Annotated in this window: 11 protein-coding genes; 8 read left to right on the forward strand and 3 right to left on the reverse strand. The window is 59.3% G+C overall.

Features of this window, described 5'->3' with window-relative positions; all coding sequences use genetic code 11:
• Positions 1 to 31: 31 nt before the first annotated feature.
• From dapC to map, 3 genes are all read right to left on the reverse strand, one after another.
• Positions 32 to 1,231: a succinyldiaminopimelate transaminase gene (gene dapC, locus GPL81_RS11370; protein ID WP_160106799.1), complete on the reverse strand. Its 1,200-nt coding sequence runs from the start codon at positions 1,229 to 1,231 to the stop codon at positions 32 to 34.
• 137 nt (positions 1,232 to 1,368) lie between these two features.
• Positions 1,369 to 4,071 (reverse strand): [protein-PII] uridylyltransferase, encoded by a 2,703-nt coding sequence (locus GPL81_RS11375; RefSeq protein ID WP_160106800.1) that lies wholly within the window; start codon positions 4,069 to 4,071, stop codon positions 1,369 to 1,371.
• Between the two features lie 42 nt (positions 4,072 to 4,113).
• Positions 4,114 to 4,896: a type I methionyl aminopeptidase gene (gene map / locus GPL81_RS11380; RefSeq protein WP_096513169.1), complete on the reverse strand. Its 783-nt coding sequence runs from the start codon at positions 4,894 to 4,896 to the stop codon at positions 4,114 to 4,116.
• A gap of 371 nt (positions 4,897 to 5,267) precedes the next feature.
• On the opposite strand from map, the gene rpsB reads away from it, so the two are divergent.
• The 8 genes from rpsB (at position 5,268) to rseP (ending at position 12,734) form a co-directional block, all read left to right on the forward strand.
• Positions 5,268 to 6,005, forward strand: a complete 738-nt coding sequence (gene rpsB / locus GPL81_RS11385) for a 30S ribosomal protein S2 (RefSeq protein WP_003222119.1) — start codon at positions 5,268 to 5,270, stop codon at positions 6,003 to 6,005.
• Between the two features lie 190 nt (positions 6,006 to 6,195).
• Positions 6,196 to 7,059, forward strand: a complete 864-nt coding sequence (gene tsf, locus GPL81_RS11390; protein ID WP_008019553.1) for a translation elongation factor Ts — start codon at positions 6,196 to 6,198, stop codon at positions 7,057 to 7,059.
• A 209-nt stretch (positions 7,060 to 7,268) separates the two neighbouring features.
• Positions 7,269 to 8,012, forward strand: a complete 744-nt coding sequence (gene pyrH, locus GPL81_RS11395; RefSeq protein WP_003222124.1) for a UMP kinase — start codon at positions 7,269 to 7,271, stop codon at positions 8,010 to 8,012.
• The gene (gene frr / locus GPL81_RS11400; protein ID WP_160106801.1) at positions 8,009 to 8,566 is read left to right on the forward strand and encodes a ribosome recycling factor; all 558 of its coding nucleotides are present in this window, start codon (positions 8,009 to 8,011) and stop codon (positions 8,564 to 8,566) included. Before pyrH ends, frr begins: the two co-directional genes overlap by 4 nt.
• Positions 8,567 to 8,579: 13 nt before the next feature.
• Complete coding sequence (gene uppS, locus GPL81_RS11405) at positions 8,580 to 9,335, forward strand: polyprenyl diphosphate synthase (RefSeq protein ID WP_160106802.1); 756 nt, start codon at positions 8,580 to 8,582, stop codon at positions 9,333 to 9,335.
• The gene (locus GPL81_RS11410; RefSeq protein WP_160106803.1) at positions 9,335 to 10,141 is read left to right on the forward strand and encodes a phosphatidate cytidylyltransferase; all 807 of its coding nucleotides are present in this window, start codon (positions 9,335 to 9,337) and stop codon (positions 10,139 to 10,141) included. Before uppS ends, GPL81_RS11410 begins: the two co-directional genes overlap by 1 nt.
• Positions 10,138 to 11,328, forward strand: a complete 1,191-nt coding sequence (ispC, locus tag GPL81_RS11415) for a 1-deoxy-D-xylulose-5-phosphate reductoisomerase (RefSeq protein ID WP_160106804.1) — start codon at positions 10,138 to 10,140, stop codon at positions 11,326 to 11,328. Before GPL81_RS11410 ends, ispC begins: the two co-directional genes overlap by 4 nt.
• 53 nt (positions 11,329 to 11,381) lie before the next feature.
• Positions 11,382 to 12,734, forward strand: a complete 1,353-nt coding sequence (rseP, locus tag GPL81_RS11420; RefSeq protein WP_160106805.1) for a sigma E protease regulator RseP — start codon at positions 11,382 to 11,384, stop codon at positions 12,732 to 12,734.
• The last annotated feature ends 21 nt before the right edge of the window (positions 12,735 to 12,755 follow it).

Below are 12,755 nucleotides of genomic sequence, written 5' to 3' on the forward strand. Positions count from 1 at the left end.
GCGGGCAAGCCTTGCTCCCACAGTTCCGTGTTTATTTACGGCGCTGGATGAAATCGCGAATCCGCTCGGCGGCCTCGACACACTCGGCCAACGGCGCAACCAACGCCATGCGTACACGCCCGGCACCCGGGTTGACGCCATCCACATCCCGCGACAGGTAGGAGCCCGGCACCACCGTCACATGCTCCTGTTCGAACAGGTCGCGGCAGAAAGTTGCATCATCGCCTGCCACATTCGGCCACAGATAAAAGCTGCCATCGGGGCGTTGGACATCCAGGACCGGGCTGAGGATTTCCAGTACGGCGTCGAATTTCTCGCGATACAGCGCCCGGTTGGCGCGCACGTGCACTTCGTCGTTCCAGGCCGCCACGCTGGCCAGTTGCGTCTGGACCGGCATCGCGCAGCCGTGATAGGTGCGATAAAGCAGGAAGCCTTTGAGGATGTCCGCATCACCGGCAACGAAACCGGAACGCAGGCCTGGCAGGTTGGAACGCTTGGACAGGCTGTGGAAAACCACGCAGCGCTTGAAGTCCTTGCGGCCCAGTTCCGCGCAGGCGCTGAGCAGGCCGGGTGGCGGGGTTTGTTCGTCGAAGTACAGTTCGCTGTAGCACTCGTCCGCGGCAATCACGAAGTCGTACTCGTCGGCCAGGGCGATCAGCTTTTTCAGGGTATCGAGCGGGATCAGTGCACCGGTCGGGTTGCCTGGCGAGCACAGGAACAGGATCTGGCAGCGTTTCCAGATGTCCGGCGAAACCGCGTCGAAGTCAGGGTTGAAGCCGTTTTCGTCGAGGCACGGCAGGTAGTGTGGCTGGGCGCCGGCAAGAAACGCCGCGCCTTCGTAGATTTGATAGAACGGGTTCGGGCTGACGATCAGCGCGTCGTCACCACGGTTGACCACGGTCTGGGTGAACGCAAACAGCGCTTCACGGGTGCCGTTGACCGGAAGTACGTTGCGCGCCGGGTCGATCCAGCCGTGCGGAACGTTGAATCGACGTTCACACCAGGAGGCAATGGCTTCACGCAGCTCTGGAATACCGAGGGTGGTCGGGTACACCGCCATTTTTTCGAGATTGCTGGCCAGGGCTTCGGCGACGAAGGTGGGCGAACGGTGTTTCGGCTCGCCAATGGACAGCGCGATAGGGCGCTTGTCCGGGTTGGGTGTGACGCTGCCGAGCAGGGCGCGGAGTTTCTCGAACGGGTAGGGCTGGAGCTGGGACAAAGCGTTGTTCATCGATAAATCTCGTTCGGTCTGTAGGAGCTGGCTTGCCAGCGATGGTCGTTAACGATTACGCGTGCTTGCCGGGTAAGCGCGGTGGCTGTGAGCCCATCGCTGGCAAGCCAGCTCCTACAAAAGGGCGGGCTGTTGATTCAGATACTGATGCGCGACAGTTTGATATCGGGTTCCTGGCTGACGCTCAGCTGTTCGACGATTGCATCCTGCAAGCGGCTGCACAGCAGCGGGTCGGACAGTGGCTGGTTATGAGCGTCGGTGATGAAGAACACGTCTTCCACGCGTTCGCCGAGGGTGGCGATCTTGGCGTTTTGCAGCGACAGGTCGAACTCCAGGAAAATCGTGCCGATCCGCGCCAGCAGGCCAGGGCGGTCGGGGGCTGTCAGTTCCAGTACGGTCACCGGTCGCTGTGCGTCGTTATGGATCGTCACCTGTGGTGCAAAGGCAAAATGCTTGAGCTGGCGCGGCACCCGGCGCTGGATGATCGTCGGGTAGTCGTCCGGGTTGCGCAAGGCCTCGGTCAGGCCGTCGCGAATCTGTTTGACCCGGGCAGGGTTATCGCCGATCGAGTCGCCGTCGGTGTCGAGCACGATGTAGGTGTCGAGGGTGAACTGGCTGCTGGAGGTGATGACCCGGGCGTCGTGGATGTTCAGGTTGAGCTGGTCCATCGCGGCCACGGTCACGGCGAAGAAGTCGTGCTGGTCCGGTGCGTAGATAAAGATCTGCGTGCCGCCCTCGAACTCCCGTTGCGTGGTTTCCTTGATGAGCACCAGTGGCCCACCGTCCGCCGGTTGCTGGAGGATCGCCTCGGTGTGCCAGGCGACGTCGCCGGCAGTGTGACGCAGGAAATAGTCATCGCCCAACTGTGCCCACAACTGCTCGACATCATCCGGATCGGTGCCGCCGCGCACCAGGATGTCCAGGGCAGCGCTCTGGGTCTGGCGAATCTGCTCTTCGCGGTCCACCGGATTTTCCAGGCCGCGACGCAATGCCCGTTTGGTCTCGGTGTAGAGCTGGCGCAGCAGGCTGGCACGCCAGGAGTTCCACAGCGTCGGGTTGGTGGCGTTGATATCGGCGACGGTCAGCACGTACAGATAGTCGAGGTGGACTTCGTCACCGACAATCTGCGCAAAATCGTGGATCACCTGCGGGTCGGACAAGTCCTTGCGCTGGGCAGTGGTCGACATCAGCAGATGGTTCTGCACCAGCCAGACAATCAGTCGGCAGTCCCACACGGGGAGCTGGTGGCGCTGGCCAAACGCCTCTGCGTCCACGGCACCGATTTCCGAGTGGTCGCCATGTCGGCCTTTGCCGATGTCATGGTACAGGCCAGCCAGGTAAATAAGCTCGGGTTTGGGCAGCTTGCCCATGAGCTTGCTGGCCAGCGGGAATTTTTCCGATACCTGGGTGTACTGCAATTTGCGCAGGTGTTTGATCAGGTTCAGGGTGTGCGCATCCACCGTATAGATGTGGAACAGGTCGTGTTGCATCTGCCCGACGATAAAGCCGAACTCCGGCAGATAACGCCCGAGGATGCCGTAGCGGTTCATCCGGCGCAGGTTGCGGTGGATGCCGATCTTGCACTTGAACAGCTCGATGAACAGGCTGGTGTTGCGGATGTCGTTACGGAAATCGTCGTCGATCAGGTGGCGGTTTTCGCGTAGGAGGCGAATGGTGTCGGCACGCACGCCTTTGATTTCCGGCTGCTGGGCCATCAACACGAAGATTTCCAGCATGGCGAACGGCGTACGGCGGAACACGTTGTCGCTGCGTGCCTCGATGTAACCGTCATGCAGCTGGAATCGCGAATTGATCGGCTGCGGTGGCGTCGCATCTTCCGGAGCCAGGATCACTTCTTCGAAGTGCTGGATGATCAGGTCGCTGAGCTGGGCAATGCTCATTACTACCCGGTAATACTGCTGCATGAAGTTTTCGACCGCCTGCTTGGCGTCGTCGCCTTCGAATCCCAGCAGCTTGGCAATGGTGCGCTGGTGGTCGAACAGCAGGCGGTCTTCGGCGCGCCCGGCGAGCATGTGCAGGGCATAACGCACCTTCCACAGGAACTCCTGGGAAGAAGCCAGCAGGGCGTTTTCGCTTTCCACCAGGAAACCTTCGCCTGCCAGTGCCCGCAGGTTGAGGGTGCCGTACTCGCGACGGGCCACCCAGAGAATCGTCTGGATATCCCGCAGGCCGCCCGGTGAGCCTTTGACGTTGGGTTCCAGGTTGTATTCGGTGTCGTTGTACTTGTGGTGACGGGCCTTCTGCTCGGCGCGCTTGGCCAGGAAAAAGTCCTTGCTCGGCCACATGTGTGCGGTGCTGGTGACATCGAGCATGCGCTGGCGCAGATGCTCCGGACCGGTAATGGTGCGGCTTTCCATCAGGTTGGTGACCACCGTCAGGTCGGCGCGGGCCTCGACGGCGCATTCCTCGATGGAGCGGACGCTCTGACCGACTTCCAGGCCGATGTCCCACAGCAGTGTCAGGAAGCGCTCGATGGAATCGCGGAAAACTTCATGGTCGGCACTGTCCAGCAGGATCAGCAGATCGATGTCGGAGTAGGGGTGCAGCTCGCCTCGACCGTAGCCGCCGACCGCAACCAGCGCGATATCGGCGTCTTCACTCCAGTTGAACTGATCCCAGGCCTTTTGCAGGATGTTATCGACGAACCAGGCGCGATCCTCGATCAACCGGCGAATGTCCCGGCCGCTGCGAAAGCGCCCGTCGAGCACTTCGCGGGCCTGGCGGATGGCCTTCTTGAAGGCCGCGATCGGGCTTGCCTTCAGGGCCAGTTCAGCCTGGAACTGGCCGCGGTCGAAGAGTTCGGGATCCACCTGCGGCATCGATTGGCTTTCCTATATAAGGCTGGGAGCTGTGCGGTCGGATCAGGCCGAAATGCGCGGGATGGTGTCATCGCTGCGCAAGGTGAAGATCTCGTAACCGGTCTCGGTCACCAGCAGGGTGTGTTCCCACTGCGCCGACAGCTTGCGGTCCTTGGTGATCGCGGTCCAGCCGTCGCCCAGCACCTTGGTGTCGGCGCGGCCCTGGTTGATCATCGGTTCGATGGTAAAGGTCATGCCGGCCTTCAGTTCCATGCCAGTGCCAGCGCGGCCGTAATGCAGAATCTGCGGCTCTTCGTGGAAGACTTTACCGATACCGTGGCCACAGAACTCGCGGACCACCGAGAAACCATTCTTTTCGGCATGCTTCTGGATGATTTCACCAATGTCGCCGAGGCGGCAGCCGGGTTTGACGATTTCAATCGCCTTGTACATGCATTCCTGGGTCACCTGCGACAGGCGCTCGGCCCAGACCGGCACGGTGCCGACGTGGAACATGCGGCTGGTATCGCCGTGGTAACCGTCCTTGATGACGGTGACGTCGATGTTCAGGGTGTCGCCATCCTTCAGCGGCTTGTCGTTCGGGATGCCGTGGCAGACCACGTGGTTGATCGACGTGCAAATCGACTTCGGGTAGCCCTTGTAATTGAGCGGGGCAGGGATGGCTTTCTGCTCGTTGACGATATAGTCGTGGCAGATCTGGTTCAGTTGATCGGTGGTGACGCCCGGTTTGACATATTCGGCAATCATTTCCAGCACATCGGCGGCCAGTTTGCCGGCGATGCGCATTTTTGCGATGTCCTCGGGGGTTTTGAGGGTGACGGTCATACAGGCTCTCTCTGCGCTCGACGGCGCTTCACAAACGGAAAGGGCATTGCGCGATCGAACTTCGCAGCCCTGAAAAACGCGATTCTATCAGACGATCAGCGCAAATCCGCGCTTCTGTACTTCGCTTCTCTCTATAGAATGGTGCATTCTGGGCAGATTCCAAGGGGTGGAACGCCGCGCCCGCCCGGATTTCAGAATCCGGGTTCCGTTTTTTTCTGCCCTGTGATATAAAATGCGCCGCTTTCCGGGGATGTCCCGAAAAGCCTAAATCCACACACGTGTCGACACGATGACCTGGGTGCCTTCAGCTGATGCTGCTGGTTGGTCATTGGGATACGTGGAGGCCAAACCCGACTTATTAAGGAACTATCATGTCCCAAGTCAATATGCGCGATATGCTGAAGGCCGGTGTGCACTTCGGTCACCAGACCCGTTACTGGAACCCGAAAATGGGCAAGTACATTTTCGGCGCGCGTAACAAGATTCACATCATCAACCTTGAAAAAACCCTGCCAATGTTCAACGAAGCTCTGACTTTCGTAGAGCGTCTGGCCCAGGGCAAAAACAAGATTCTGTTCGTCGGCACCAAGCGTTCCGCTGGCAAGATCGTTGCTGAAGAAGCAGCACGTTGCGGTTCGCCGTACGTCGATCACCGCTGGTTGGGCGGCATGCTGACCAACTTCAAGACCATCCGTGCTTCCATCAAGCGTCTGCGTGACCTTGAAGTACAAGCCGAAGACGGTACTTTCGCCAAGCTGACCAAGAAAGAAGCGCTGATGCGCTCCCGTGACCTGGAAAAGCTGGATCGTTCCCTGGGTGGTATCAAGGACATGGGCGGTCTGCCAGACGCTCTGTTCGTTATCGACGTTGATCACGAGCGCATCGCGATCACCGAAGCCAACAAGCTGGGCATCCCGGTCATCGGCGTAGTCGATACCAACAGCAGCCCGGAAGGCGTTGACTACATCATCCCAGGCAACGATGACGCAATCCGCGCTATCCAGCTGTACATGGGTTCGATGGCTGACGCTGTTATCCGTGGTCGCAACAATGTTGCCGGCGGTACTGTAGAGTTCGCTGCTGAAGAAACTCAGGCTGCAGCTGAGTAATTGACGCCCTGGCGTTGACTCAGTAAGCAAAAAGGGGGCTTGGCCCCCTTTTTGCCACCTCGAAAACCATTTGTCGGCGCCCACTGCCCTATCTGTAACGTGCGGCAGCTAACAAGGGTGGTTCGGGAAGAATTGAACGCCCGTTCGATCGGGTGGAATGGTTGATAACCTATCCAAGAGGAATTTTGAAATGGCAGAGATTACTGCAGCGTTGGTCAAAGAACTGCGCGAGCGTACCGGCGAAGGCATGATGGACTGCAAAAAGGCCTTGACCAAGGCTGGCGGCGACATCGAGAAAGCCATTGATGACATGCGCGCTTCGGGCGCCATCAAGGCAGCCAAGAAAGCCGGTAACGTTGCCGCTGAAGGCGCAATCGCCATCAAGGCCGACGACAAGTCCGCCGTACTGCTGGAAGTGAACTCGCAGACCGACTTCCTGGCCCTGCAAGACGACTTCAAAAACTTCGTTGCTGCCAGCGTAGAAAAAGCCTTCGCCGAAAAACTGACCGACGCAGCTCCGCTGATCGCCGCTCAGGAATCGGCTCGTGAAGCCCTGGTGGCCAAAGTTGGCGAAAACGTCAACATCCGTCGCCTGGTTCGCGTTGAAGGCGACGTGGTGGGTACCTACCTGCACGGTAACAAGATCGGTGTTGCTGTTGTCCTGAAGGGCGGCGACGTCCAGCTGGCCAAAGAGATCGCCATGCACGTGGCAGCAAGCAACCCTGAGTTCTTGCTGCCATCGCAGGTTTCCGCCGAAGCCATCGAGCGCGAGAAGGCTGTATTCCTGCAGCTGAACGAAGACAAGATGAAAGGCAAGCCAGCTGAAATCGTCGAGAAGATGATCGCCGGCCGTATCACCAAGTTCCTGGCTGAAGCCAGCCTGGTTGAGCAAGCGTTCGTCATGAACCCGGAGCTCACCGTAGGTGCCCTGGCCAAGAAAGCCGGCGCTGAAATCGTTTCCTTCACCTACTTCAAAGTCGGCGAAGGCATCGAGAAGCCAGTGGACAACTTCGCTGAAGAAGTTGCTGCACAGCTGGCTGCCGCCAAGCAATAAGACGGTTTTTTAACTGTCGCCCTGAAGAGGCTGCCCGCTCACGCGCGCAGCCTCTTTTCAGATGGGTCGCCAATTTTAATTGGTTTCCTTTTGGAACTGGCTTACAAAGCCATGTTCCGATGGCGCTGAAGCAGCGCCAAGCTAGAGTGAACGCCAGCTGTAAACAGCTCGCAAAGAATTTTTAAAATACGCCGCAGGAGAGATTCGCAATGGCTCAGCAGGGCAGTGGTTATCAGGCTCGCTATAAACGCATTCTACTCAAACTTAGCGGCGAGGCCCTGATGGGCTCGGAAGAGTTCGGGATCGATCCGAAGGTTCTGGATCGCATGGCGCTGGAAGTCGGCCAGCTGGTCGGTATCGGTGTCCAGGTCGGTCTGGTGATCGGTGGCGGCAACCTGTTCCGCGGCGAGGCACTGAGCAAGGCCGGCATGGATCGGGTCACCGGCGACCACATGGGCATGTTGGCCACTGTGATGAACGCCCTGGCCATGCGCGATGCGCTGGAACGTGCCAATATCTCGGCCATCGTGATGTCGGCCATTTCCATGGTTGGCGTGACCGATCACTACGATCGGCGCAAGGCCATGCGCCACCTGAACTCCAAGGATGTGGTAATTTTCGCCGCCGGTACCGGCAACCCGTTCTTCACCACGGACTCGGCTGCCTGCCTGCGTGCGATCGAAATCGATGCCGATGTCGTACTCAAGGCAACCAAGGTCGATGGCGTCTACACCGCCGACCCGTTCAAAGACCCGCATGCCGAGAAGTTCGATCATCTGACCTACGATGAAGTACTGGATCGCAAGCTGGGTGTGATGGACCTGACGGCCATTTGCCTGTGCCGCGACCACAAGATGCCGTTGCGCGTATTTAACATGAACAAGCCCGGCGCCCTGCTGAATATCGTGCATGGCGGCGCTGAAGGGACACTGATCGAGGAAGGCCAGCAATGATCAACGAAATCAAGAAAGACGCTAAAGAGCGCATGCAGAAGTCTGTCGAGTCTCTGTCGCATAACTTCGGTCGCATCCGTACCGGTCAGGCGCACCCAAGCATTCTGGAAGGCGTGATGGTGCCGTACTACGGCGCTGACACCCCGATCAAGCAAGTGGCCAACATCACTGTCAAAGACGCCCGTACCCTGCAAGTCGTTGCCTTCGAGCGCAACATGCTGGGCGCAGTCGACAAGGCCATCGGTAGTGCGGGTCTGAACCTCAACCCGACCAACCTGGGTGAGTTGCTGCTGATCTCCATGCCGGCCCTGACCGAAGAAACCCGCAAGGGCTTCACCAAGCAGGCTCGCGATGTCGCGGAAGACGCCCGTGTTGCGGTGCGTAACATCCGTCGTGATGCCAACAGCTCGCTGAAGGATCTGGTCAAGGAAAAAGAGATCAGTGAAGACGAAGAGCGTCGCGCCACCGGCGAGATCGACGACCTGACCAAGAAGTTCGTGGCTGAAATCGACGCGAAGCTGGCAGAGAAAGAAAAAGACCTGATGGCCGTATAAGGGTCGTTTTTTAATGGACAAGACCAAGCAGACTGCGCCGTCCGCGGTGCCGCGCCATGTCGCGATCATCATGGATGGTAATAATCGCTGGGCGAAAAAACGCTTTATGCCAGGTGTCGCCGGGCATAAAGCGGGGGTGGACGCAGTTCGCGCGGTCATCGAGGTGTGTGCCGAATCCGGGGTTGAGGTTTTAACCCTGTTCGCATTCTCCAGTGAGAACTGGCAGCGCCCGGCCGACGAGGTCAGCGCCTTGATGGACCTGTTCTTCCGGGCGTTGCGCCGCGAGGCCAAGCGTCTGAATGACAACAACATCAGTTTGCGCATCATTGGCGACCGGTCGCGTTTTCATCCGGAGCTTCAGGCTGCGATGCGTGAAGCCGAGGCCATGACTGCCGGCGCCAATCGCTTCGTCCTGCAGATCGCTGCCAACTACGGCGGCCAGTGGGATATCGCGCAGGCTGCCCAGCGGCTGGCGCGGGAAGTTCAGGCCGGGCACTTGCGTCCGGAAGACATCACCCCTGACTTGCTGCAGACCTGCCTGGCCACCGGCGATCTGCCGTTGCCGGATTTGTGTATCCGTACCGGGGGCGAGCACCGCATCAGTAACTTCCTGCTGTGGCAACTGGCGTATGCCGAGTTGTACTTTTCCGACCTGTTCTGGCCGGACTTCAAACACGACGCCATGCGTAACGCGCTGGCCGATTTCGCATCCCGCCAGCGTCGATTCGGTAAAACGAGCGAGCAGGTCGAGGCTGGAGTCCGGGTTTAATGCTTAAACAACGAATCATCACTGCGCTGATCCTGCTGCCGATTGCCTTGTGCGGGTTTTTCCTGCTCGAGGGGTCCGGTTTTGCGCTGTTCATCGGGCTGGTCGTGACCCTTGGTGCGTGGGAGTGGGCGCGCCTGGCGGGTTTCACTGCCCAGTCGATGCGGGCGGCCTATGCCGCTGTCGTCGCGTTGATGCTGTTTGTCATGCATATCCTGCCTGGCCTCGCACCTTGGGTATTGGGCGCTTCGGTGCTCTGGTGGGGGGTCGCGACCTATCTGGTACTGACGTACCCGCGCTCCAGCGAGCAATGGTCCAGCGCGGCCTGCAAACTGGTGATAGGACTTTTGATCCTGCTGCCGGCCTGGCAAGGCCTGGTTCAGATCAAGCAGCACCCCTTGGGTAACTGGCTGATCATGGCGGTGATGGTGCTTGTCTGGGGGGCTGACATCGGTGCTTACTTTTCTGGCCGGGCCTTCGGCAAGCGCAAGCTGGCGCCGCAGGTCAGCCCTGGCAAGAGCTGGGAAGGTGTTTACGGTGGTCTGATCCTGAGCCTGATCATTACTGTCATCGTCGGGTTTGTTCGTGACTGGACCGTTGCCGTTTTGTTCAAGGGTCTGATCGGCGCAGCCGTGATCGTGTTTATCTCGGTCGTGGGTGATCTCACTGAAAGCATGTTCAAGCGCCAGTCCGGGATCAAGGACAGCAGTAATCTGCTGCCGGGCCACGGCGGAGTGCTGGACCGGATCGATAGTCTGACCGCGGCGATTCCCGTGTTTGCCGTGTTGTTGTGGATGGCTGCGCCATGAGCCGCCCTCAGCAGATTACCGTTCTGGGGGCAACCGGCTCGATCGGCTTGAGCACGCTCGATGTCATCGCTCGCCATCCAGAGCGTTATCAAGTCTTCGCCTTGAGCGGTTTCACGCGTTTGCGTGAGCTGCTGGCACTTTGCGTGCGTCACGCTCCACAATTCGCTGTTGTGCCTGAGGTCGGCGCTGCCCGTGTATTGCAGGATGACTTGAGTGCGGCTGGTCTTTCGACCCGGGTGCTGGTGGGCGAGGAAGGTTTGTGCCAGGTCGCTGCTGCCCCTGAAGTGGATGCGGTCATGGCGGCCATTGTGGGTGCGGCGGGGCTGCGTCCGACGCTGGCGGCGGTTGAAGCCGGCAAGAAGATTCTGCTGGCCAACAAGGAAGCGCTGGTCATGTCCGGTGCGTTGTTCATGCAGGCCGTGCGCAAGAGTGGTTCGGTGTTGTTGCCGATCGACAGCGAGCACAACGCGATTTTCCAGTGCATGCCGCGGGATTTCGCCCGTGGTCTCAGCGCAGTCGGTGTGCGTCGGATCCTGTTGACGGCTTCCGGTGGTCCGTTCCGGCAGACGCCTTTGGCGGAACTGGCGCATGTTACGCCCGAGCAAGCCTGTGCTCACCCGAACTGGTCCATGGGGCGCAAGATTTCGGTCGATTCGGCCAGCATGATGAATAAAGGGCTTGAGTTGATCGAAGCCTGCTGGCTGTTCGATGCCAAGCCGTCCCAGGTTGAAGTGGTGATTCATCCGCAAAGCGTGATTCATTCGCTGGTCGACTACATCGACGGCTCGGTATTGGCCCAATTGGGCAATCCGGATATGCGCACGCCAATCGCCAACGCGCTGGCGTGGCCTGAGCGAATCGATTCGGGTGTTCCGCCGCTGGATCTGTTCGCTGTCGCCCGCCTCGACTTCCAGGCCCCGGATGAAGAGCGTTTCCCGTGCTTGCGTCTGGCTCGTCAGGCGGCCGAAGCGGGTAACAGCGCGCCAGCGATGCTGAATGCAGCGAATGAGGTGGCTGTTGCAGCGTTTCTCGATGGACGGGTTCGTTACCCGGAAATCGCGAGTATCATCGAAGAAACATTGAATCTCGAGCCTGTGGTGGCAGTCGATGATCTTGATGCGGTGTTCACGGCGGATGCGAAAGCCCGTCTGCTGGCCGAGCAATGGTTGAGTCGTCACGGGCGCTAAGTGCTGCAAAGCGTCGGCCCATGCAGCACCTGATAGGAATGCGGAGAAAGTAGATGAGCGCGCTCTATATGATTGTCGGCACCCTGGTGGCATTGGGCGTGCTGGTTACCTTCCACGAGTTCGGCCATTTCTGGGTCGCGCGTCGCTGTGGGGTCAAGGTGCTGCGTTTCTCCGTGGGCTTCGGCATGCCACTGTTGCGCTGGCACGACAAGCAGGGCACAGAGTTCGTGGTGGCTGCCATCCCCCTGGGCGGCTACGTGAAGATGCTCGATGAGCGCGAGGGCGAAGTCCCGGTCGATCAGCTTGGGCATTCCTTCAATCGCAAGTCCGTTCGTCAGCGCATTGCAATCGTGGCGGCAGGGCCCATCGCCAACTTCCTGTTGGCAATGGTGTTCTTCTGGGTGTTGGCCATGCTTGGCAGCGAGCAGGTGCGCCCGGTCATCGGTGCCGTGGAGTCCGGCAGTATGGCCGCCAGGGCAGGCCTGAGCGCGGGCCAGGAGATCATCTCGATCGATGGCGAGCCGACTTCCGGCTGGGCCGCGGTGAATTTGCAACTGGTCCGGCGTCTTGGGGAAAGTGGCTCCCTGCAGGTGTTGGTCCGCGAACAAGGTTCCACGGTCGATTCGCCCCGTGAACTGACGCTGGATAAATGGCTCAAGGGTGCCGAAGAACCGGACCCGATCCACTCGCTGGGTATTCGTCCTTGGCGTCCGGCACTGCCGCCGATCCTGGCTGAGCTCGATCCGAAAGGCCCGGCGCAGGCTGCCGGGTTGAAGCTGGGCGACCGTCTGCTGGCCCTCGATGGCAAGTCGCTGGATGACTGGCAGCAAGTGGTCGATACCGTGCGTATGCGTCCTGATACCAAAATCATGCTGCGGATCGAGCGTGATGGTGCTCAAATCGATGTACCGGTCACACTCGCTACACGCGGCGAAAAAAAGGCGCCGAGTGGTTATCTGGGGGCTGGGGTGAAAGCGGTTGATTGGCCACCGGAGATGATTCGGGAGGTCAGTTATGGGCCTTTGGCTGCGATTGGAGAGGGGGCTCGACGCACTTGGACCATGAGCCTGCTGACCCTTGATTCACTGAAGAAAATGTTGTTCGGCGAGCTCTCGGTAAAAAACTTGAGTGGACCGATAACCATTGCTAAAGTGGCGGGCGCTTCGGCCCAGTCGGGTATCGCTGATTTCCTGAATTTCCTTGCTTATCTGAGTATTAGCTTGGGGGTTCTGAATTTGCTGCCCATTCCTGTGCTGGATGGGGGGCATTTGTTGTTTTATCTGATCGAGTGGGCGCGTGGTCGCCCCTTGTCGGATCGGGTGCAAGGTTGGGGGATACAGATCGGTATCAGTTTGGTGGTCGGAGTGATGTTGCTCGCTCTGGTCAATGATCTAGGCCGTCTGTAACGTCGCTGAATTGCGAATCTG

The sequence above is a fragment of the Pseudomonas izuensis genome, from assembly GCF_009861505.1.
GTDB lineage: Bacteria > Pseudomonadota > Gammaproteobacteria > Pseudomonadales > Pseudomonadaceae > Aquipseudomonas > Aquipseudomonas izuensis.